23 protein-coding genes, 1 tRNA gene and 1 pseudogene are annotated in these 22,402 nt (G+C 59.8%); 23 read left to right on the forward strand and 2 right to left on the reverse strand.

What is annotated here, in order from left to right:
- The 17 genes and pseudogenes from mhpE to MU846_RS05945 all read left to right on the forward strand — a co-directional run.
- Nucleotides 1–365, forward strand: a pseudogene (mhpE, locus tag MU846_RS05865) (4-hydroxy-2-oxovalerate aldolase); the annotation flags it as partial.
- Nucleotides 365–616 carry a tautomerase family protein gene (locus MU846_RS05870; RefSeq protein WP_371738722.1) on the forward strand — a complete coding sequence of 84 codons (252 nt, stop codon included), beginning with the start codon at nt 365–367 and terminating at the stop codon, nt 614–616. The pseudogene mhpE and the gene MU846_RS05870, both read left to right, overlap by 1 nt.
- Entirely contained in the window at nt 613–1,458 is an 846-nt protein-coding gene (locus MU846_RS05875) for an alpha/beta fold hydrolase (RefSeq protein WP_246950217.1), read from the forward strand. Before MU846_RS05870 ends, MU846_RS05875 begins: the two co-directional genes overlap by 4 nt.
- A gap of 49 nt (nt 1,459–1,507) precedes the next feature.
- Entirely contained in the window at nt 1,508–2,812 is a 1,305-nt protein-coding gene (locus tag MU846_RS05880) for an aromatic ring-hydroxylating oxygenase subunit alpha (RefSeq protein ID WP_246950219.1), read from the forward strand.
- Between the two features lie 16 nt (nt 2,813–2,828).
- Nucleotides 2,829–3,359 (forward strand): aromatic-ring-hydroxylating dioxygenase subunit beta, encoded by a 531-nt coding sequence (locus tag MU846_RS05885; protein WP_246950221.1) that lies wholly within the window; start codon nt 2,829–2,831, stop codon nt 3,357–3,359.
- Between the two features lie 9 nt (nt 3,360–3,368).
- Nucleotides 3,369–4,553, forward strand: a complete 1,185-nt coding sequence (locus MU846_RS05890; RefSeq protein ID WP_246950225.1) for a TAXI family TRAP transporter solute-binding subunit — start codon at nt 3,369–3,371, stop codon at nt 4,551–4,553.
- A gap of 116 nt (nt 4,554–4,669) precedes the next feature.
- A complete protein-coding gene (locus MU846_RS05895) occupies nt 4,670–5,986 on the forward strand; it encodes an OprO/OprP family phosphate-selective porin (protein WP_246950227.1) in 1,317 nt (438 codons plus the stop codon).
- 119 nt (nt 5,987–6,105) lie between these two features.
- Entirely contained in the window at nt 6,106–8,070 is a 1,965-nt protein-coding gene (locus MU846_RS05900) for a TRAP transporter permease (protein ID WP_246950229.1), read from the forward strand.
- A gap of 3 nt (nt 8,071–8,073) precedes the next feature.
- Nucleotides 8,074–8,931: a VOC family protein gene (locus tag MU846_RS05905; RefSeq protein ID WP_246950231.1), complete on the forward strand. Its 858-nt coding sequence runs from the start codon at nt 8,074–8,076 to the stop codon at nt 8,929–8,931.
- A 16-nt stretch (nt 8,932–8,947) separates the two neighbouring features.
- The gene (locus MU846_RS05910; protein ID WP_246950233.1) at nt 8,948–9,760 is read left to right on the forward strand and encodes an SDR family NAD(P)-dependent oxidoreductase; all 813 of its coding nucleotides are present in this window, start codon (nt 8,948–8,950) and stop codon (nt 9,758–9,760) included.
- 86 nt (nt 9,761–9,846) lie between these two features.
- Nucleotides 9,847–10,755 carry a DMT family transporter gene (locus MU846_RS05915; RefSeq protein ID WP_246950235.1) on the forward strand — a complete coding sequence of 303 codons (909 nt, stop codon included), beginning with the start codon at nt 9,847–9,849 and terminating at the stop codon, nt 10,753–10,755.
- Nucleotides 10,756–10,801: 46 nt separating this feature from the next.
- Nucleotides 10,802–11,152: a non-heme iron oxygenase ferredoxin subunit gene (locus MU846_RS05920; RefSeq protein WP_246950237.1), complete on the forward strand. Its 351-nt coding sequence runs from the start codon at nt 10,802–10,804 to the stop codon at nt 11,150–11,152.
- Between the two features lie 4 nt (nt 11,153–11,156).
- Nucleotides 11,157–12,170: a 2Fe-2S iron-sulfur cluster-binding protein gene (locus MU846_RS05925; RefSeq protein WP_246950239.1), complete on the forward strand. Its 1,014-nt coding sequence runs from the start codon at nt 11,157–11,159 to the stop codon at nt 12,168–12,170.
- Nucleotides 12,171–12,185: 15 nt separating this feature from the next.
- Nucleotides 12,186–12,752, forward strand: coding sequence for an NUDIX hydrolase (locus tag MU846_RS05930; protein ID WP_246950241.1), 567 nt, complete (start codon nt 12,186–12,188; stop codon nt 12,750–12,752).
- Between the two features lie 77 nt (nt 12,753–12,829).
- Complete coding sequence (locus MU846_RS05935; protein WP_246950243.1) at nt 12,830–13,588, forward strand: IclR family transcriptional regulator; 759 nt, start codon at nt 12,830–12,832, stop codon at nt 13,586–13,588.
- Between the two features lie 59 nt (nt 13,589–13,647).
- Nucleotides 13,648–13,724, forward strand: a tRNA-Met gene (locus MU846_RS05940).
- Between the two features lie 1,053 nt (nt 13,725–14,777).
- A complete protein-coding gene (locus MU846_RS05945; RefSeq protein ID WP_246950245.1) occupies nt 14,778–15,077 on the forward strand; it encodes a hypothetical protein in 300 nt (99 codons plus the stop codon).
- 45 nt (nt 15,078–15,122) lie between these two features.
- Here MU846_RS05945 and MU846_RS05950 read toward each other — a convergent pair whose 3' ends face one another.
- The gene (locus MU846_RS05950; RefSeq protein WP_246950255.1) at nt 15,123–15,464 is read right to left on the reverse strand and encodes a DUF1820 family protein; all 342 of its coding nucleotides are present in this window, start codon (nt 15,462–15,464) and stop codon (nt 15,123–15,125) included.
- Between the two features lie 523 nt (nt 15,465–15,987).
- On the opposite strand from MU846_RS05950, the gene coxB reads away from it, so the two are divergent.
- The 4 genes from coxB to MU846_RS05970 are packed head-to-tail and all read left to right on the forward strand — an operon-like array spanning nt 15,988 to nt 20,240.
- Nucleotides 15,988–17,106, forward strand: a complete 1,119-nt coding sequence (gene coxB, locus MU846_RS05955) for a cytochrome c oxidase subunit II (RefSeq protein ID WP_306799282.1) — start codon at nt 15,988–15,990, stop codon at nt 17,104–17,106.
- Between the two features lie 15 nt (nt 17,107–17,121).
- Nucleotides 17,122–18,708 (forward strand): cytochrome c oxidase subunit I, encoded by a 1,587-nt coding sequence (gene ctaD / locus MU846_RS05960; RefSeq protein WP_246950259.1) that lies wholly within the window; start codon nt 17,122–17,124, stop codon nt 18,706–18,708.
- A 39-nt stretch (nt 18,709–18,747) separates the two neighbouring features.
- A complete protein-coding gene (locus MU846_RS05965) occupies nt 18,748–19,323 on the forward strand; it encodes a cytochrome c oxidase assembly protein (RefSeq protein WP_246950261.1) in 576 nt (191 codons plus the stop codon).
- 32 nt (nt 19,324–19,355) lie between these two features.
- The gene (locus MU846_RS05970) at nt 19,356–20,240 is read left to right on the forward strand and encodes a cytochrome c oxidase subunit 3 (RefSeq protein ID WP_246950271.1); all 885 of its coding nucleotides are present in this window, start codon (nt 19,356–19,358) and stop codon (nt 20,238–20,240) included.
- A gap of 376 nt (nt 20,241–20,616) precedes the next feature.
- Here the strand turns inward: MU846_RS05970 and MU846_RS05975 are convergent, their stop codons facing one another.
- On the reverse strand, nt 20,617–20,886 hold the full coding sequence (locus MU846_RS05975) for a twin transmembrane helix small protein (protein WP_246950273.1): 270 nt from the start codon (nt 20,884–20,886) through the stop codon (nt 20,617–20,619).
- Nucleotides 20,887–20,984: 98 nt separating this feature from the next.
- Here MU846_RS05975 and MU846_RS05980 point away from each other — a divergent pair, with 98 nt between their 5' ends.
- Complete coding sequence (locus MU846_RS05980) at nt 20,985–21,722, forward strand: SURF1 family protein (RefSeq protein ID WP_246950275.1); 738 nt, start codon at nt 20,985–20,987, stop codon at nt 21,720–21,722.
- A 68-nt stretch (nt 21,723–21,790) separates the two neighbouring features.
- Nucleotides 21,791–22,399 carry a redox-active disulfide-containing membrane protein gene (locus tag MU846_RS05985; RefSeq protein ID WP_246950285.1) on the forward strand — a complete coding sequence of 203 codons (609 nt, stop codon included), beginning with the start codon at nt 21,791–21,793 and terminating at the stop codon, nt 22,397–22,399.
- The last annotated feature ends 3 nt before the right edge of the window (nt 22,400–22,402 follow it).

Consider the following 22,402-nt stretch of genomic DNA (forward strand, 5'->3'; position numbering starts at 1 on the left):
GCCTCGCCGGCATGGGCGCCGGTGCCGGCAACGCGCCCCTGGAAGTTTTCATCGCCGCCGCCGAACGGCTCGGCTGGGATCACGGCACCGATCTCTACACCTTGATGGACGCCGCCGACGACATCGTGCGGCCGCTACAGGATCGCCCGGTGCGAGTGGATCGCGAAACGCTGGCACTGGGTTATGCCGGGGTCTACTCCAGCTTTTTGCGCCATGCGGAAGTGGCGGCCGACAAGTATGGCCTGAAGACGGTGGACATTCTGGTCGAGCTGGGCCGGCGCCGCATGGTCGGTGGCCAGGAAGACATGATTGTGGATGTGGCGCTGGACATGCTCAGCCGCCAGAACGCCGCCAAAGCCGGCTAATTCAGCAACAGGAGAACAGCATGCCGTTATTGCAGGTCACGCTGACCCAAGGGCGCACCCCGGAACAGATCGAGAATGTGATTGCTGCGCTCACCGACACGCTGGTCAGCACTCTCGGTGTGAAGCAGGAATCCGTGCGCGTCGTCATTCAGGAAGTGGCGAAAACCCACTTCGGCAGCGCCGGCATGTCCCTTGCCCGCCGCGACGGCAAGCCCGAAGGGCACACAGAGAACAATGGAGAGCAGCAATGAGCGTCGCACCGCAAAATACTGAAAACCCCGAAATCGGCCAGCGCATTCGCGCCGCCGGCATCGAAACGAATTATCACGATCAGGGCCAGGACACCGGCACTCCCCTGCTGCTGCTGCACGGTTCCGGGCCTGGCGTTACCGCGTGGGCCAACTGGCGCCTGAATATTCCCGTGCTGGCGATGAACCGCCGTGTTGTCGCGCCTGACATGGTCGGCTTTGGCTACACCGAGCGACCTGAAAATATCCGCTATAACCTGGATACCTGGGTTGAGCACGCCGTTGGTTTTCTTGATGCGCTGGATATCGGCCAGGCCGATCTGGTGGGCAACTCTTACGGTGGCGCGCTGGCGCTGGCATTGACCATTCGCCATCCGCAGCGCGTGCGGCGGCTGGTGCTGATGGGCGCCGCCGGTGTGCCCTTCGAGCTGACCGAGGGCCTCGACAAGGTCTGGGGCTACACCCCTTCCGTCGCCAACATGCGCACCTTGATGGATGCGTTCGCGTTTGATCGTTCGCTGATCAGCGACGAGCTGGCCGAGCTGCGCTACCGCGCCAGTGTGCGGCCGGGTTATCAGGAATCCTTCGCCCAGATGTTCCCCGCACCACGCCAGCGCTGGGTCGATGCGCTGGCCAGCGATGAGCAGGATATCCGGGCCATCGAGCAGGAAACATTGATTCTGCATGGCCGCGAAGATCGCATCGTGCCGCCGGTAACCTCGGAAACCCTGTTTTCCCTGCTGCCCCGAGCGCAACTGCACATGTTCGGCCAGTGTGGGCACTGGACCCAGATTGAGCACGCTGCTCGCTTCAACACCCTGGTCACCAACTTCCTGGATGAATGACATGCCAGCTTTGCCTGGCAGCAAGACAAGCAGTAACGAGGATACCACTATGACAACTTTGATCCCCATCGGCCGCGATTACGAGTCGCTGGTGCAGGAAGACCGCGTACACAGCGCGGTATTTACCGATGAAGAAATCTTTCAGGATGAACTGGAACGTATTTTTCACCGCACCTGGGTTTTTGCGCTACACGAAAGTGAAATCCCCAACGCCGGCGACTTCAAACGGCTGCAACTGGGCCGCTACCCGGTCATTGCCACGCGCGACGAGGAGGGTGGCCTCCACTTGCTGATCAACCGTTGCCGCCATCGCGGTGCGCAAGTATGTGAGTCCAACCACGGCAATACCCGCCGCTTTCAGTGCTGGTATCACGGCTGGACGTACGATTGTCGTGGTGATCTGGTGGGCCTGACCGGGCCTGAAGGGTACGACGAAAATTTTGATCCCACGCAGCACGGTTTGACGCCGGTACCGCGTGTGGAAAGTTACCGTGGTTTTGTTTTCGCCAGCTTTGCCAAGGAGGGCATGTCTCTTTCCGATTACCTCGGCCCGACAAAACCCTATATCGACATCATGGTCGATGCTTCACCGACCGGTGAGCTGGAAGTCAAACCCAACGTGCTCAACCGCACCCGTTATCGCGGCAACTGGAAGCAGGTGGGCATGGACGGTTATCACCCGCATTACGTGCACATGTCAGTGTTCAAGATCTTCAGCAAACGCGAAAGCACTACCGGCTCTGCGGTGGGCGCATTGCAACTGGAAGATCCTTTTTCAGATGCCTCGACCAGCCGCACCCGTGGTTTCCCCAACGGCCATGCCGCGCTGGATTTCCGTGAGCAGCGTCAGCCCCATGCCGACAACGCCATCGCCGAACTGCGGCAGAGCGAAGATGGCGCGCGCTATGTGGACGACATGATCAAGGCATACGGCGAAGAACGTGCCCGTGACCTGATTGCCTGGCACGGCGACCCGCATCTCGGCATCTTCCCGAACCTGCAACTGATCCACGGCCATGTGCGAGTAGTGGTGCCGATCGGCCCTGGCGAAACCGAAGTGCAGATGTACCCGGTATTTCTGAAAGGTGTAGAGCCATCGATCAATGAAAAACGACTGCGCTCCCACGAGGCTTTCTATGGGCCGGCGGCCGCTGGTTCGCCGGACGACGCGGAGATCTTCGAGCGCACACAGCGCGGCCTGATCGCCGATATTGATCCCTGGGTTCCGCTGGCGCGCGGCATGCATCGTGAACAGGTTGATGAAGACGGCTCGGTAGTCGCCTACATCAGCGACGAGATCACGCAGCGTGCGCAAATGAAAGAGTGGAAAAAACTGATGACCGCCAAGAAGTGAGGGGAGATTACACAGCATGACTCAGCAGCTTATACAGGCGGCACCTGAAGTGATCCGGCAAGGTCTTGTGGATACCGGCACCCAGCAGCGCCTGGAGCGGTTCCTGGCTCTGGAAGCGGCCTTGATGGACAACCACGAATATGACCGCTGGATGGCCTTGTGGCACGGCGATGACGTGCTCTACTGGGTCCCGTGCAACAGCGACGATCAGGACCCGTCCACCGGCATCGCCATTATTTATGACGACCGCTCCAGATTGCTGGAACGCATGATGCGCCTGAAAGACAAGACCGCACATGCCTACCGCCCGCTGGCAAAACTGGTGCGCAGCATGTCCGGCATCGTGCCGGTGGCCGTGGAAGGTAACGAGATTGAAGTGGTCGCCACCTTCGTGCTCGGTGAAACACGAGTAGGTGTCCAGAATATCTGGATGGGCAGAACCATCCACCGTCTGGTGGATACCGATGACGGCTTGCGCATTCGCAGTAAAAAAGTCCTGTTACTGAATAACGACGATGCAATGCCGAACCTGACGTTTCTGGTGTAATCCAAGTTGATGGAAACGGAGTGCCCGCACGGGCACCCCGTCGCAGAAGGAGTTGCCACGGCGCTGCCCGCTCAGGCAGCACTGGAGGAAAAAGGCGACGGGCCGGAGCGCTCGCCGATCAATTTATACAACAAACGGCATATAAGAAGGAGAAACACCATGTACCTTGCGCTACAGCGGCGACGCCGCACATTGATTCCGGGGCTGCTTGGCAGTTTATTGTTGGCGCTTGGCGGTGTCGTACACGCCGCCGAAGTCAAACCTGGCCCTGTAAATGTCACCATCGCAGGCTACTCGTCCGGCGGCCAGGTCACCGTCTTCGGTGAAGGCGTTGTCGATGCAGTACGCCGCGCCTACGCGGGCTCAAGCATCATTTACGAGCCAGGCAACCCGGCAGGCGCGCTGGAACATCTGCGCAACAGCCGCCGTCCATTTGCACTGGAAAGCATGATCGAGCCTCGCATGGCCTATGAAGGCCGTGCGCCATTTCGCGCTGCGTACCCGGAGGGCAGCATCACCGGCGTGCTCAACGGTGCGCCGGATGTGTTCGCCCTGAAGGTGTACGCCCGCCGAGCATTTCTGGAAGAGCATGGCATCAAGACCTTCGATGATCTGATCAAGAAAGAGGTCCCCATGCGTGTGTCAATCAACCAGCCGGGCAACCTCTGGGCACGAGAGCATGTTCGCGCACTGCTGGCGTATTACGACAAGACCATGGAAGACATCGAATCCTGGGGCGGCCGCCTGGTGCCTCAGCCCACTGGCGCCTCCAACGATCTGATGCGTGACGGTCGCCTTGATGTGGTCATCACTGGTGGCGCGACGCCTTCGGGCGCGATCGTGGAACTGGGCAGCGTGCAGGATATTGCCTTTATTCCGCTTTCTCGCGAGCACTCGGATTACGTTGCCAAAGAACTTGGCGTGCAGCCGGGTGTCATTCCGGCAAACAGCTATTCCTTCCAGTCTGAAGAGCTCCATGTGCCCTACACCAGCTTCCTGATTGTGGCCGGGCCCTCCGCAAGTTTCGACGATGCCTACAAGCTCGCCAAGGCCATGTACGACCAGATGGAGCGTTACCGCTCGCTGCATCCGGCACTGGCCCAGGCATCGCGGGAGCGCCTGGCTGATGTGGGCGCCCTGCCGCTGCACCCCGGTGCGCAAGCCTTCTATCGCGAGGTCGGCCTGATCGAGTAACACCCTACGGCTACGCCGGTACCCCTGCCTCGGCAGGGCCCGGCATGCCGGACACTTTGGTTTTAATGAATATCAAGACTGAATCTCATTATTTAAGAATGACAAAGGGATCTATCATGAAGAACAATACTCGCCTGCGTTACAACATATCTCGCACCGCCCTGCTTGCCAGCGGCCTGCTGTTTGCCGGCACGCCCGCTTTTGCCCAGCAATCCGATGCGGATCTGGCCGAGCGTGTGCGGCTGCTGGAAGAGCGCCTTGGCAGCGCTTCCGCCAACGACGTTACTGCGCAACAGCGCGGCGGCCGCATTCAGTTCAGCAGTGCCGACGGCAATTTCACCGCCCGCGTGGGCGGGCGGCTGCTGCTCGACAGCGCCTGGTATGACGAAGATGTTTCTGCGATGGGTGAAGGCAGCAAGTTCCGTCAGGCACGCCTGGAAGCCAGTGGCACGCTGTATCGCCACTGGTCTTATGTCTTCCAGTATGATTTCACCGGCTCGGCGGAAGATGGCATCAAGGATGCTTATCTGCGGTACAACAATCTGAAAGTAGCTGATCTGCCTGTCATCCTCAGCCTGGGCAATCAGTTCTTGCCGTTCGGCTACCTCGGCCAGCAAAGCCCTAAATACACCATGTTCATGGAGCAGAGCACCGCCAGCCTGGTGCTGGGTGCCGGTGAGCGCCGCCTGGGTTTGCGTGCCGATGTGCTCGGTGACCGCTGGCGCTGGAGCACCGCCGTAGCACGCGCTCCGCTGGGCTCTCGTGCCACCGACAGCAACCTGGATGATCCGGTGGATATCGCTACCCAGATCACCTATTCGCCGATTCAGGAAAAAGGCCACGTGCTGATGGTCGGCGCGTCGTTCCGCGACCAGTCTTCCAAAGGCTCCGATACCCATCGGCTGCGTGCCCGGCCACAAACTCACCTGAGCCCGTTCCGACCGGTCGATACAGCGGCCTTCACGTCCGATGGCTTTAACGCGGCTGGTGCGCAACTGGTCTACCAGAATGGCCCGTTCGAGCTGGAGGCGGAATATCTGCAACAGAAATATGACGCCATCCAGGGCGGACCTGCTGACGGCGAGAAACCGGAGTTCACCGGCGGTTATGTCAATGCCGGGTTCTTCCTGACCGGGGAATCCCGTGCCTATGACCCGCGTTTCAACGTATTCGGCGCACCGACTCCGGCGCGCCCGTTGAGCGCAGGTGGTGCCGGTGCCTGGCAATTGGCGGCCAGCTACAGCACGCTGGATCTGACCGACGAAAGCATTGATGGCGGCCGTATCGATATGGCTGCGGTGGCGCTGAACTGGTACCCGGAACAACGCCTGCGTTTCTCGCTCGAGTACGGCACTGTGCTGGAAGTAGATGGCGGCCCGTTCGACGGGGATGAGCCGTCCTTTGTACAGGCCCGCGCACAGGTAGAATGGTAATCGCGCCGGTCTGATCGACCTGAACCGGAGCGGGTCCGCAACACGATGGGCCCGCTTCTCTGACCGCACGCCCCACGGCACAACCGTGTGGCGTGCAAGCGCCACCCAACAGGTGTGTTATGCATTACATCAAACGCGCATTCTGGCTGCTGTTTCAGATGGGCAACAAACTACCCATTACTCGCAGCAAATACATCTTCTTTGCCTTGCTGGCAGTGCCGCTCACGGTATTCGAGGTCTGGTACGCGCTGGCGGGGGAGTTCGGCCGTCTGGAGCTGGCGATTGTATTCATCGTGCCGATGTATGTGATCGCGTTTCTTGGTTTCAGTTACGCGCCGGATGTTCACCGCAGTACCCCCTTTGATTACTTGCTCTCCGCGCTTTCGTTACTCGGCGGGCTTTACCTGATTTCCCAGATGGGCCGATATCATGACTGGATCAGCGGCCTGAGCTATTTTGAATTGCCCGATCTTATCGTGGCGGGCCTGTACTTTGTCCTCACGCTGGAGTTATTGAGGCGCTGTGTCGGACCCGGTATTTCTGTCGTCGTCTGGATACTGATTGTCTATGCACTGTTTGGCGATCACCTGTCAGGCTTTTTTGGCCATCGGGGCCTGGAGTGGGATTACCTGCTGGAAGGGCTGATTGTCACGCCCCATGACGGCGGACTGTTCTCCGCGCCGGTGCAAGTTGCTGCAGTCTATGCGTTCCTGTTTGTCACCTTCGGCAAGTTTCTCGAAAAAAGTGGTGGTGGCGAATTCTTCTTCAATCTGGCCGCTTTGTTGGCCGGCCGTGCCCGTGGCGGCTCGGCTAAAATCTCGGTGACTGCCAGCGGTCTGTTCGGCATGATCTCCGGCAGCCCCGCTGCCGACGTGATGACCACCGGCCCGATCACCATTCCGATGATGAAGCGCACCGGCTATACCGGCCGCTACGCTGCGGCGGTGGAGGCAGTGTCTTCGACTGGTGGTGCACTGCTGCCACCCATCATGGGCGCCGTGGTATTCCTGATGGTGGAGTTTACCGGCATCGCCTATGGCGAAATCCTGGTCGCCATCCTGGCCTCGTCACTGCTCTACTACGCTGCTATCTACGCGCAAGTGCATTGCTATTCCTGCAAGAACGACGCCGGCAAGATCGACAGCAGCATGATTCCCTCCGTCTGGACAGTGCTGCGCACTGGCTGGATATTTGTCGTGCCGATGACAATCCTGGTTTACTACATGTTCCAGGGTTACACGCCCGCTCTGGCGGCGACCTTCGGTTTGCTGTCCGTGTTGGCCGCCAGCTGGATCAGCTTCCGTAATCGCATCAATGCCAAGCGTTTCATCGAAGGCTGCGTGGAAGTATGCACTGCATTGTCGCCATTGATCGCGGCAGTAGCTGGCGCCGGCATCCTGATGATGGGCCTGAACATGACTGGCCTGGCATCCAAACTGGCTGCACTGATCTTCAGTATTGCCGAAGCCAACATGCTGCTGGCGCTGTTGCTGGCCGCCGTGGTGACGATCATCTGTGCCATGGGCATGCCGGTTGTAGCGGTGTATTCGCTGGTGGCGGTCATGATTGCGCCGGCGCTGGTGGAAGCCGGCCTCACCGTCATGCAGGCGCATCTTTTCCTGATTTTCTACGCCGTGACTTCGTACATCACGCCGCCGGTTGCTGTCGCCGCTTATGTCGCCAGTAGTATCGCCGACGAAGCGCCGGTGGGCGTGGCGGTGCGTGCCGTGCAGATCGGGATTGCCGCCTTCCTGATGCCGTTCGCCTTCGTCTATAACCCAGGCATGCTGCTGATCGGTGAGTGGCCAGTGATTGCCTTTGAGATCACCAAGGTCACCCTCGGCGTGCTGATCCTCGCTACCGCTCTCGAAGGCTGGTACTACGGCAATCTCAATCGCTGGATGCGTGGCCTGATGATCGCCACCAGCTTGCTCGCTTTCTCTGCCTGGCACGTGCCCGGCGTGATCCTGCTGGCGCTGGTCGGCGGCTATCTGCTCTCGCGTCGCCTGTTTCCGAAACTGCACCAGCGTGAGCCCGCCGCCACGCCCGTGCCCGCGACAGTAAAAACCAGCACCGGAGACTGAACGATGATTACTTTGCACGATATCAGCTACCTGCGATTAGGCTGCCGCGATCTGGATCAGATGGTGGATTTCGGCACCCGCATCCTCGGCCTGGAACTGCGTGAACGCACCGCCACGCATGCTTATCTGCGTGGCGACAACAGCGCCTTCAACCTGTGCTACATACAGGGCGATGAGCGCTACGATGCGTCCGCATTCGAAGTGCCGGCGCTGGCCGATCTGGCGCAGGCCGAGCAGGAGCTTTCTGCGCTCGGCATCGCCGTGCAGCATGGTGACGAAGCGGCCTGTGAAGAGCGGCGGGTAGACGCGTTCATCAGCTTTACCGATCCGAACGACAACCGCATCGAGCTGGTTTACCGGCCGCATGTGACCGGCGTGCGCTATTTTCCCTCGCGTGACGCCGGCATCACCGAGTTCGGCCATTTCGGCCTGCACAGCCGCGATATCGAGCGCGATCTTGCATTCTGGACAGAAGTGATGAGCGCGCGCGTCTCCGATCGCATCGGTGACGGCGCTTTGTTGCGGATCGACGAAGTGCACCACAAGATTGCGCTGTTTTCCTCCGACACCACCGGCGTGCAGCACGTCAATTTTCAGGTGGCCAGCATCGATGATGTGATGCGCGCCTGGTACTTCCTGCAGGAGCAGGGCGTGCCGATCGTGTTCGGTCCCGGCCGCCATCCGACGTCTACCGCCATCTTCATTTATTTTCTCGGGCCGGATAACCGGGTCTATGAGTATTCCTCCGGCGTCAAGCGCATCACCGACGAAGCCGGTTATGTACCGCGCCATTTCGAGATGAAGCCGTCTTCTTTCTGCATGTGGGGCGCACGCCCCAACGTGAAGGAATTCAGCGAATAAGCACAGGAGCAACACCATGAGTGCACACGGGTGCAAGCGATTTACCGATCAGGTGGCTGTGGTGACCGGCGCCGGCCAGGGCATCGGCCTGGCCACTGCCTGGCGCATGGCGCGAGAAGGCGCCAGCGTGGTACTGGCGGACAAGGCCGCCGGCCCGGCCGAGGACGCTGCGGCAGCCATGCGTGCCGAGGGTTTGCAGGCCGCGGTTGCGGCGGCTGATCTGGCCACCTATGCCGGCGCCGAGCGGACCATGAGCCTTGCCATCGAGGCATTCGGCCGCATCGACGTGCTGGTGAACAATGTCGGCGGCACGATCTGGAAAAAACCATTCTGGCACTACAGCGAGGAAGAAATCCGGGCCGAGGTTGATCGTTCTTTCTGGCCGCCACTGTGGTGCTGCCGCGCCGTCGTGCCACATATGCAGGCGAACGGCGGCGGCAGTATCGTCAATGTCGGCTCCAACGCCACCATGGGGATTTTCCGCATTCCCTACTCCGCCTCCAAGGGTGGCGTGGTCGGGCTGACCACGGCACTGGCAGTGGAACTTGCGCACCTGAATATCCGTGTCAACTGCGTCGCCCCCGGCAACACGGCGGTGAAGGAGCGGCCTACACCGCGTCTGGATCGCCCGCTGACCGAGCAGGAGCAACGCTGGAACAGCTATTTCTATGATTACGTCAACCGCGAGGGATTGCAGGATCGCCCCGCGACTGTCGAAGAACAGGCCGCCGTCATCGCCTTTTTTGCCTCCAGTGATGCGTCCTACGTCACCGGCGAAATCATCGATACCGGCAAGCGTGGCACACGTATTGACAGCGACTTTCAATAACTTGCTCTTTGCAGTGAGCGGCTGTTTCCAACGAGCCGCTTTTTTTCAGTGAGCCGCTATCGCTTCTGCACCGGAGTCACATGTAGATGAATACCCTGTCGGGACTGTATCCGATTGTCATGGCCCTGCTGTCGGCGCTGATGTTTGCGTTCACGTTCCTGTTCGTGCGCATCGGCGTAAAGACAGCCACCACGACCACGGCGTTATGGATCACGCTATTCGTCAACGTGGTGTTCCTGTGGAGCCTGAGCCTGCTGATCTATGGCGTACAGTTTCAGGACTGGTGGCAATGGCGCTATTTCTTCCTGTCTGGCGTGTTCGCACCGCTGTTGGGCAGAATGTTTCAATTTCAGGGCATGGCACGGCTCGGCGCCAACATTACCACCCCGCTGACGCTGACCCACCCGGTGATTTCCGTGCTGCTGGCCATCGCTTTTCTTGGCGAGCAAATCACCTGGCTCGGCTTTACCGGCGCCATGCTGGTGGTGATCGGCAGCGTCGTGGTCGGCTCGGAGGGCGGCCAGCAACAAACCAGCAGCCTGAACTCTGTCTCGCGGGTCTACCTATTGCTGCCGATGGCCGCATCCCTGTGCTACGGCGTTTCGGTGGTGTTTCGAAAAATGGGTATCGATCTGGGCACCGATGCCATTACCGCAGCAGCAGTCACTTGCACCTCCTCATGGCTGTTCGCCAGTGCTTATGTCCTGGCCACCGGTCAGCCGCGGAAAATCCGGTGTACTCGCCGGGAGCTGAAATTCTTCGTGCTGGCCGGCATTTTTTCCGCCTTGGGGCCGATGCTGTTGTACCTGTCGCTGCAACACGAAGGGCTGGTGGTGATTGCCCCCATTGCTGCCACTACCCCGCTATTTGTACTGCTTGCTTCCTGGGTATTCCTGCGTGCTGACGAATTGTTCAGCCGCAAGGTGGTGGCGGGCACAGTGGCCACCGTTACCGGGGTTGTTCTGGTCAGCGCCTACGGCATCGCTGCCGGATAACGCAACGCGCTGAGCATGATGAAAGTATCACAGAGAGAGAAATGACATGACTTCCGTGATCGACTATGCCCGCTTCTATGTGTGTGAAGCGGATGAAATGAGCAATAACGAAATCCGCCAGATCAAGCCACCGGGCCGTGATCCCGTGGCTGTATATCGGGTGGAAGACAGTTTCCATGCCACCGATGACATCTGCTCCCACGGCCAGGCGTTGCTGTCGGAAGGCGAGGTCGATGAGGATTTTGTTGTCGAGTGCCCTTGGCATGGCGGTACTTTTGATATTCGCACTGGAGAGGCGTTGTCGTTTCCGTGCGTGCTGCCGGTGCGCAGTTACCCCGTGCAGGTAGAAGACGGCAAGCTTTATCTCAATCTGCAAGCTGGTGAGACAAAGGAGTAACGCCATGCACCGCGTCACGCTGGTCGATACCGACATCTGCTTTCAGCAGGACGAGACACACGACACCTTGCTGCGTGCCGGCCTGAGTCAGGGCATCGGCTTGCCCTATGAATGCAACTCGGGCGGGTGCGGCAGCTGTAAATTCGAATTGCTGGAAGGTGAGCTGGAAGAACTGTGGCCGGATGCTCCGGCGCTCACCGCTCGCGATCGGAAAAAAGGCCGCAAACTGGCCTGCCAGTGCCGCGCCTTGTCCGATCTGGTAATTCGCATGCGCACCGATGAAAGCTGCGTGCCCGTGCACGCCCCGGCGCGTCAGCAGGCGGTACTGGAAGCACGCCGCGACATCACCCCCGACATTGTCGAATTCCGGCTGCGTACCGAATCGCCGGCGCATTTTCAGCCAGGCCAATATGCCATGCTGACCCTGCCGGGCACATCAGCGCCGCGGGCCTACTCGATGAGCAACCTGGCCAACGACAACGGCATCTGGGAATTCTGGATTCGCCGCAAGCCGGATGGCGCCATATCGCCGGCGCTATTCGACTCTTTCCATCCGGGCGACACGCTGGCACTGGATGGCCCCTACGGGCTGGCGGTGCTGAATACCGGGTCACCGCGCGACGTGGTATGTATCGCTGGTGGCTCCGGCATCTCGCCGGTACTCTCGATTGCACGCGGTTTGCTGCGCTCGCCGGAGCTGGCCGATCGGGCATTGCACTTTTTCCTGGGAGCACGCACCCGCGCCGATATCTGTGGCCTGGATGAACTGGCGGCACTGCCCGGTTTCGATACGCGCGTCACCACTTATATCGCGCTGTCCGACGCCAGCCCTGACGAGGGCTGGGAGGGTGCCACGGGTTTCATCCACGAACTCGTTGCAAAAGAACTGGGGCCGCGCCTGGCCGAGCATGAATGCTATCTGGCTGGCCCACCTCCCATGGTGCAAGCGACCACGCGCATGCTGATGCTCGATCACAAGGTGCCGCAGGAACAGGTACATTTTGATCGCTTCTTCTGAGGAGGTCTCCACATCATGATGCCCGAGCAGCTGAGAACCCGCCTGGCCAGCCTCTCTGTCCAGCCGCCACCGCTGGAGAAAGAGGATCAACACGCCGCCGTACTGGTGGCGCTGCTGCCTGAGCAGCCCGGCTGCCCGGTAGTGCTGACACGCCGGGCCGCGAAAATGCGGCACCATGCGGGTGAAATCTCTCTGCCCGGTGGCCTGCTCGATCCCGGCGACAATTATGACGTGGTGCAAGCGGCGCTGCGCGAAGCCCATGAAGAGCTGGGCCTGTCACCGGCGGCGGTGGCGGTGCACAGTGTTTTACCACCGCTTCAGAACAGCCGTGGCCTGCACGTCTTCCCTGTGCTTGGCACGCTGGACAAGCGCCCGCGCTGGCGGCCACAGCCAGCGGAAGTCAGTGAAATCCTGGAAGTGCCGTTGTCCTTTTTTCTCAGCGAGGATCATTATTTGCCCCGGCACCGTTATTACCGGGGGACATTGCGCGACACGCTGGTAATGGAATATGAAGATGGCACCATCTGGGGCCTCACTGCGCGCATCATGCGCAGCGTCAGCCAGTTTCTTCAGCAACCCTGACGCGGGCGCGGGACGAGCGAACGTACCCGTATTACACTTATCGGCCGTTTTTAACTCGGCTCTGGCGCAGGATAACCATGGCAACCCCCGTCAACGCATCCGTCATCAAGGCGTTTCGTGTGCTCAACGCCTTCACCTTCGCCGGCGAAAAACTGACGCTGGCCCAGCTGACCAAGCGCGTGGATATCAATGTTGCGACGCTGCACCGGTTTTTGCTGACGCTGGAACATGTGGGCGCCGTGGTGCGCACTCCTGATGGCGCATTCGAGCTGGGCTTGCTGCTGGCCGATCTGGGCGGCCGGGTATCGGTTACCGATGCCTTGCACAACATTGTGCAACCGCATGTGGAGGCGCTGGCACAACGCTTTGGCGAAACCATTCATGCAGCCATCCTCGATCAGGATATGGTGTGCTATGTGGCCAAGGGCGAAGGCTCACGCAGCCTGACCGTGATTACCCATATCGGCAAACGCCTGCCCGCTTACTGCACTGGCCTCGGCAAGGCACTGATGTCACAGCTGGACGGCGAAGCGCTGGAGCAATGCATCAGCCGGCAAACCTTTAAGCGTTTCACCGACAAGACCACCACGTCCGTAGCTGATTTGCGCAAGGAGCTGCGTCTGATTCGCCGGCGCGGCTATGCGATGGATAACGAAGAAGTGGAAACCGGCCTGCGCTGTGTCGCCGTGCCGGTGCCCGGCGCCTCCGTGCGGCTGGCGATCTCCATGTCGGCGCCGACCACGCGGCTGAACCAGACCAAGATTCGGGAGGTCGCGCGCGCCCTTCAGCATCACGCAGAACAGATATCGGAGCAGATTTCCGGGAAAGCGCCCTGAAAACACGCCGGGAGCTTGACACCATCCGGCCACTGCCCGAGAATTCGCGCTCTCAAAATGGCTACGTAGCTCAGCTGGTTAGAGCACAGCACTCATAATGCTGGGGTCGGTGGTTCAAGTCCACCCGTAGCCACCAAAAATCAAAGGCTTAGGCGTGTTCGCCTGGGCCTTTTTTGTTGGTTGACTACATCTTGACTCAATCTTGGCCGCGCCCCAGCCCTATGTGACGGGTCATAATGGGCGCACTGCTTGTAAGCAATCACATTATAAATAAGTGCATAAAGACCGCCTCATTAAAGGCCGCCCAGTAAAGACATAGCGCTGCGTGGCCGTCCGCAACTCACGTGCTGCAAATCTTCTGAAGTATCAGCATGTCGTCGTCGCCATCACGAATGAGCCACGCTCATCAAGCGCGGGGCGACACAGCCTCGACCTGTCGCCCTGGTGCTCTCTACGGCAACGGCACCTGGAACACCCCTTGCCGCTCGCTCGCCATCAACGGCACAGGCGCCGTCGCCGTACAGCCACGCTGCAACCGGCCTGGCATATCGCAACCTGCGCGGTAATTCCTGAACTTGGCAAACACAGCACAGGGAAAAAGGCGCCCGATATCCGGTTGGCCCTTTTCGCCTTTTCATCCGCTTGCCCCTGTCCGGCCGAAGGCCGCTCGCGCCAGCCGAAAGATGACGCCTGCCTCTCTTGATATGCCTGCAGGACGGCTACGCTCTTGCCGCTAACCGGCCTACCCACCAGAGCCTACTTAAAGCCACCAACCGCTCCGCGTGACAGATCAGGGGGAAGCCCGCAGCGCGCCAGTGGCGCCCGCCTGCCAGACACGGGTGACGCCGCCCCCTACTGGTTAGTGAGCGCCACCCCACACTGCTAACAAGACGGAGTGCGCAAAGCCCGACTTCCGGCACGCAGGCTCGGAACAGGCCCGGCACAATAGCTTCTATCGAGGTAGCACCTATCGAAGGCGCACCTATCGAAGGCGCACCTATCGAGCGGCACCTATCGAGCAGTACTTATAAGGTAAGGATGCAATATGCGGACCCGACCTGAGCCGCCCGTCTCTCAATCTGGGCAGCCCGCCCGTCAACCTGGGCGGCACGTCTCTCACCGCTCTCCATCTCTGCGCCCGCCATCTCACGCCGGGCAGCATTACGCCGGTGATCCCCTACGCAGCCGCGTGCTGGAGGACGGCCTTAGCCTGCTGCGCTTTACCGCCGCCGATCAGAAAGCGCTGAACAGCTACCACAATGGTATGCGTACCAGTGCCCGAGCTGATCATCCATGGCTGCCACGCCTGACGCTGCGCGGGGTGGTGCCGGCGCTGCTGTTGGCACGTGCCCATGCCGTGCCGCCGGAACTGACGCTTGCGCCCACGCCGGCTGGCACTCGTGATCTGTTTCTGGAGGGCTGTGTACTGCGCATCGTCGCCGGCAGCAACAGTCTGGTGGATGTGCTCAAGCCTCAAAACACGCGCTGAGCGAGCGCAGACTCACCTCTGCATCCACACGCGGCCATCGCTTTCCTATCTACCTCCGCCTTTCGGGCCCGGCCCGAACGACATGGGAAAGGCGTGAATATTGCCACTGGAGCCGGCCTCGACAATCTTGCCGATACCTTCCTTTTCGACTTCGTCGATGCGGATAATGGCGTGCAGCGGAATAAAAGAACGCTGCACGCCGGCAAATTCGTTCTTCAATCGCTCTTCGGAAGGGTCAACCACCATCTGCGCACGCTCACCGAACAGGAACTCCTCCACCTCGATGAAACCGTACAGATCACTTTGATAAATGTGACTGGCATAGATCTCGTAAATCTGCCCCTGGTTGAGGAAAATGACTTTGTAAATCTGGCGTGCATTGGGCATGGATTCGACTCCGACACGGGCAGCCGTTCAAAAGGGCGGCCAGCATAGCACATCCGGCCTGAAAGGCACGCAGGGCGCCGCCTGCCGCCAGCCCGACAACACCACGAAAACCGTGTGTTCTCGCTAGACTTTGCCCCTATGAGTGACTAGAGTTACGACCCACAATGCGACGTGGGGCAATTTGCCGCACCCGGGGATGTGCCGCTACAGCTACCCTTGCTACAGGTGGTTGAATTGACTGCATTTTCTGACACACATTGCGGCCTGTTCGTGCCCTGACCAGATCGTTATGTAGCGTTAGTTGCCCGGCAGAAGCTCCCGTTCGCATCATCCTGAAGCGCTTTCCAGGTGCCGCGAGAGCGGCGATAAGATGCGAGTGCCGTAGTTGATTCGGCAATCGCTGGGGAAAACAGGGAGCAAACGCATGCCGTCAACACTGTTCCACCGTGCAGCCGCTCTGCTGACAACACTGATGCTCAGTGGTGTTGCAGCAGCTGACTGGACCCAAAGATCCGCAGAAAACATGCGGCCAGGGGTCACCGCCCTCAGTCAGGACGTCTACAGCCTGCACATGACCGTCCTGTGGATCTGTACCGCCATTGGTCTACTGGTTTTCGGCCTGATCACCTGGTCGATTTTTGCACACCGCAAATCCAAAAACCCTGTCCCCGCTACGTTCCACGAGAACATCGTTCTCGAAGTGGTCTGGACGATCATCCCGTTTTTCATCCTGATCGGCATGGCGATCCCTGCCACGCGAGTGCTGATTCATATGGAAGACACCACCGAAGCGGAGCTGACGGTGAGAGTCACCGGCTCGCAGTGGAAGTGGCATTACGAGTATCTGGCATACGAGGACGACAACAATGTAGGCGTCGGCTTCTTCAGTAACCTGGCCACCGATCCGGCGGTCTGGGAACGCCCGATACTCAGCGGCGGCCTGTTTCCGGTTGGCTCTGCCCGCTCCCGCGTCGGTGCCGAACGTGAAGCGTTGAGTGCGGAAAATCCCAACACCTTCAACTACATGCTGGAAGTCGACAACAAGCTGATGTTGCCCGCCGGCCAGAAGGTTCGCTTCCTGATTACCGCCGATGACGTCCTGCATTCCTTCTGGATACCGGATTTCTCGGTGAAGAAGGATGCGATCCCCGGCTTCGTCAACGAAAGCTGGGCAAAAATCCCCGACGATGCCGTAGGCATCTACCGTGGTCAGTGCGCCGAATTGTGCGGCCGCCTGCATGCCTTCATGCCGATCGTTGTCGAGGTGGTACCGCAAGACGAATTCACCGCCTGGCTGGAAGAACAGAAAGCCGCCTCCGCCGAAGGTCCGGACATGACGCCATTTGCTGATCTTGATGAGGCCATGGCCATGGGCGAGCCGATCTTCCAGCGCGCTTGCGCCATGTGCCACGGGGCCGAAGGCCAGGGGGGTATTGGCTTGCCTCTCGCCGGCACTGATCTGATGAACAATTCGGATCGGGTTCAGGAAAACATCGACATTCTGGTGAACGGCCGTGGCGCCATGCCATCGTTCCGCGCCCAGCTGTCGCCCAAGGAGATTGCCGCAGTCATCAACTTCCAGCGCCATGCGTTCGGTAATGATGGCGGCGATCTGATTCAACCCGACGACGTGCAGCAGTAAGGGAGGGGAGCAATTATGTCAGACCACCACGAGCACCACGCTCCGACCGGGTTGAAGCGCTGGCTTTTCAGCACTAACCACAAAGATATCGGCTCGCTATATCTGTGGTTCAGCTTCATTATGTTCCTGGTCGGCGGTCTTATGGCCCTGGTCATCCGCACCGAGCTGCTGTACCCCGGCATGCAGGTCGTTGACCCTGATTTCTTCAACCAGATGACCACCGTCCACGGTCTGGTCATGGTCTTCGGGGCCGTCATGCCCGCCTTCGTGGGCCTGGCCAACTGGATGATCCCGTTGATGATCGGCGCACCGGACATGGCGCTGCCGCGCATGAACAACTGGTCATTCTGGATTCTGCCGGCCGCGTTCGCCCTGCTGCTGAGCTCTGTCGTGCTGAGTATCTTTGCCGACGGCAATCCGCCTGCACCGAACTTTGGCTGGACTTTCTATGCACCGCTGTCCAGCACCTACGGCCCGGCCTCGACAGACTTCTTCATTCTGTCGGTTCACATGATGGGTATTTCTTCCATCATGGGCGCCATCAACGTCATCGTGACAGTCATGAACATGCGCGCTCCTGGCATGACCATGATGAAACTGCCGCTGTTCGTGTGGACCTGGCTGATCACTGCGTTCCTGCTGATCGTGGTCATGCCCGTTCTCGCCGGCGCCGTGACGATGGTGCTCACCGATCGCCACTTCGGCACCAGTTTCTTTGACGCCGCCGGTGGTGGCGACCCGGTGCTGTTCCAGCATATTTTCTGGTTCTTCGGACACCCGGAAGTGTACATCATGATTCTGCCGGCATTCGGCGTAGTCTCAGCGATCATCCCGACATTTGCCCGCAAGCCGCTGTTCGGTTACGCCTCGATGGTGTACGCCACCGGCTCCATCGCGCTGCTGTCGTTCCTGGTCTGGGCGCATCACATGTTTGCCGTGGGGATGCCGCTGGCCGGCATGCTGTTCTTCATGTACATGACCATGCTGATTTCGGTGCCCACCGGCGTAAAAGTATTCAACTGGGTGGCCACCATGTGGCGTGGCTCGCTGACCTTTGAAGTGCCGATGAAATGGGCCATTTCGTTTGTGGTGCTGTTCACCATCGGCGGCTTGTCCGGTCTGATGCTGGCCTTCACGCCGGCTGACATCCAGTATCACGACTCCTACTTCGTGGTCGCGCACTTCCACTATGTGCTGGTGCCGGGCGCCATCTTCTCCATGTTCGCCGCCGTGTACTACTGGCTGCCGAAGTGGACAGGCGTAATGTACGACCGCTTCTGGGGCGAAATGCACTTCTGGAATTCACTGCTGTCGGTGAACCTGCTGTTCTTCCCGATGCACTTTGTGGGGCTGGCGGGCATGCCTCGCCGTTATGCGGATTATGCGTTGCAATTTGCCGACTACAACTTCTGGATCAGCATCGGCGCCTTCTGGTTCGGTATTTCGCAGCTGTTCCTGCTGTGGGTGCTGATCAAGGCGTGCTTCCTCAAGAAGGGCGAGAAGGCCACTATGGAAGTGTGGGACAACCCGGAAGGGCTGGAATGGACGGTGCCGTCTCCCGCACCGCACCACACCTTCGATACGCCGCCGATAATCAAGTAAGCTCGACGCAACAAAGGTTTAGCGACTCAGGAGGGCACCATGTCGGAACAAGAGCTCGAACCGCAGCATCGCAACATCGTCAGGAAACTGGTGTTCGCAGTGGTGGGAATGTTCGGTTTTGCGTTCGCCATGGTGCCGCTCTATGAAGTGCTGTGTGAAGTCACCGGCCTGAATGGCAAAACCAACAGCCGTGCGATCACTCAGGTGCCGGAAGGCATGGTAGCGGACGAAGAGCGCTCGGTGCTGGTGCAGTTTGTCACACGCAACGATCCGAATATGCCGTGGGCATTCGAACCGATGGAGCATTCTGTTCGGGTTCACCCGGGCGAGATCAAAGCCGTCAACTTCCGCGTGCGCAACGATACCGATCAGGACATGGTCAGCCAGGCCATCCCTTCTCTGGTGCCGGGGCAAGCCGCCAGCCACTTCAAAAAGACGCAGTGTTTCTGCTTTGATCAGCAGCCGCTGGCAGCAAACAGCGAGCAGATCATGCCGATGATTTTCTACCTTGATCCGGCGCTGCCGAAACACCTGACCACCATTACATTGTCGTATACGCTGTTTGACATTACTGATCGCGTCAACGGCCGTGCCGGCGAGGTTGCCGCTCGTTAAGGCGCTCAGACAGGTTCCCAGGAGACACACGCATGGCAGAGAAAACAACGCAATATTATGTTCCCGCCGGTAGCCCGTGGCCGGTGCTGGCATCCGTTGGCTTGATGCTATTGGCACTCGGGGGTGCCAACTTCATCCAGCAGAGCACAGACGTGGTCAACAACGAAGGCACCTTCGGCGGCATGCTGCTCGCCGTGGGTGTCATCTGGATGATCGGCGTGCTGTTCATGTGGTGGCGCGACACCGTAAAGGAATCCATCGGTGGCCTGCATAGCGACCAGATGTACCGCTCCTACAGCCAGGGCATGCTGTGGTTCATCTTTTCCGAGGTGATGTTCTTCAGCGCTTTCTTCGGTGCCATGTTCTACACCCGCTGGCTGATCGTGCCGTGGCTCGGCGGCGCCGGCACCGGCGCCATGACTCATGAACTGCTGTGGCCGGAATTCCAGGCCATGTGGCCTGTCGTTACCGCCCCGGACGGCCGCGTCACCGCTGCCATGGGCGCCTGGGGCCTGCCGGCGGTGAACACTGCGCTGTTGCTGACCAGTTCCATCACGCTGACCATTGCGCACCACGCTATGGTCGCCAACCAGCGCGGCAAGGTCATTCTGTTCCAGGCAGCCACCATCGCCTTGGCTGTTGCCTTCCTGTGCTGCCAGGTGATCGAGTACATTCACGCCTACGATATGGGCCTCACCATCGATGCCGGCATCTACGGTTCGCTGTTCTTCATGCTGACCGGCTTCCATGGGGTGCACGTTTTCCTCGGTACCATCTTCCTGACGGTGACATTCCTGCGCGTATTGAAAGGCCATTACACCCCGGAAAACCACTTCGCCTGGGAAGCAGCCGCCTGGTACTGGCATTTCGTTGACGTGGTGTGGCTGTTTCTGTTCGTCACGGTGTACTGGCTCTGAGCCAACCCTTACAACAGATTGGTTCACAACGAAAAGGCGCCTCTCCGGCGCCTTTTTCATTGCACTGCTTTTTCGCTAACAGCAACGGCTCCAGATCACAGCCATCACCTGCCACCCGCGCCGGCCGCCCCATGCTCGAATTGAAACGAGCCCCTCTTACATCGAGCCATATGGCTTTTTCGGGAAAATTACCTGGCGCCGCTCTACAGCCACCGCCTGCATCGCCGCGCAGCGAAATTGAAAGCGGCGTGCAAAGCCGCCCTGCACCGTGCGGCCAGGCCAGGCGGTGACGCAGCACGACACTTCAAAAAGGAAATATCTTCAGGCAAGCCGGTGCAGAGCCTGTCACGGCCCTGCCCGGTATCGCGGCTAACGGCTACGGTGCTGGTTGCGAGGCCGGTGCCTGACGCTCGATTGGCACGCCCCCGCGAGTGGTCGGGTTCACATCATGCGGCTGCAGCCAGCCCATCCACATCGATAGAAACAACACCACGACCACGGCCACGGAAAAGGCCACGCGCCAGGTCAACGCACGAACAGTAGCGCCCTCCTTGCCCTTGTTCCGCACCACGGCCGATAACCCGCGAAACAGCGAGATGGCCACCGCCGCCAGCAACAGGAGGACTACCAGTTTCACCCACCACATAACACAAGCCCTTGTGTACAATAGACCGCCATTGTAGGGGACGCGCCGCGCCCTGCCTACGCGGCAGCGCCCTGTCAGTACCCGTTCGGAGGCGCTCCATGGCAGCACGTCGATTCCGCCCAAGCCTGGCCGCTGCGCTGGCCACTCTGGTGGTGGCTGCCGTGTGCCTGCAGGCCGCCTTCTGGCAACTGGATCGCGGCCGCAGCAAAGCCCGCGTGCTGGCGCAGGCCAGTGAGCGCGCCGAACAGGGCCCGCTGACGCTGACACAAGTGCTGGCCGAGGCCGAGCCGGGCAATTTCCCCGTGCGGGTGCGCGGTACCATTGATAACGACCACCCCATTCTGCTGGATAACCGCACACTCAATGGCGTCGCCGGCTACCATCTGCTGAGCCCCCTCCACAGTGATACCGGCCACTGGGTGCTGGTCAATCGCGGCTGGCTGCCCCGTGGCCGCGATCGCAATCAGCTACCTGATATTCCCGTCATCGAAGGAGCTGTCACGGTGAACGGACAAACATACGTTTACAGCCCGCTGACGCTGGTGCTGGCCGAGGACGATCTGCGCGCGGCCACCTGGCCTTTACGAGTACAGAAGGTGGAAATGGAAGCCATTGCGCCACTACTTGGGGTAGAATTGGCGCCCTTCGAGATCCGCGTGCACCCGGAGGCCGAGCTGGAAACTGCGGGCGAATTCCCACGCGTGTGGCACGATGCGGTGATGGGTCCGGAGCGGCACCAGGCCTATGCACTACAGTGGTTCGGGCTGGCGGTTACGGTGGTAATTTTCTTCCTGGTGGTCAGCTTCCGGCGCCGCCCCACGAAGAACAGCCTGTGACGACCGCGCTGGGCAGAGCACGGATCAACGCAGCTAAACGTACGACAAGTCAGGCAGGCAGGTAAGTCATGCAGGAACGGAACAAGAATTTTCTGGTACTGGGCCTGATTCTGGGTGTCTTTCTGGCATTTTTTCTCGCTGGTCGCTTTCTCGTCAATGTCGATGAGCTGCCACGCATCAACAAGGGCACGCTGATTATTCCCCATGTCAGCATCGACAGCCTGGCGCTGACATCCGACGAAGGCACGCCCTATACCGGCGCGGATATGGCCGGCCAGTGGACGATGGCGTACATCGCCGGCGATGCCTGCGACACCGCCTGCAAGAACGGTCTTTTTTATCTGATGCGTCAGCTGCGCCTGTCGCTGGATCGGGATGCCACACGGGTGCGCCGGCTGATCATTCACACCGCCGAGGCAGACACCGACTTGCGTGAATTCCTGAATAACAATGTCGCCGGCATGTATGAAGCCCATGGCCAACGCGACGTTATCGAAGCCGCGCTCGTCGATGCAATGGCCGGCGCCAGCCCCCTGCACCATATTTTCATCATCAGCCCCGACGGCATGATTTTCCTGTGGTATCCCACCCATGCAGACCGGGATTCGACTTTGCTTGAGGCCGATAATATTCGTGATGACCTCAAGCGCACCCTGAAAGGCTCAGCAATAGGTTAACTG

Source organism: Alcanivorax quisquiliarum, from assembly GCF_023051175.1.
Lineage (GTDB): Bacteria > Pseudomonadota > Gammaproteobacteria > Pseudomonadales > Alcanivoracaceae > Isoalcanivorax > Isoalcanivorax quisquiliarum.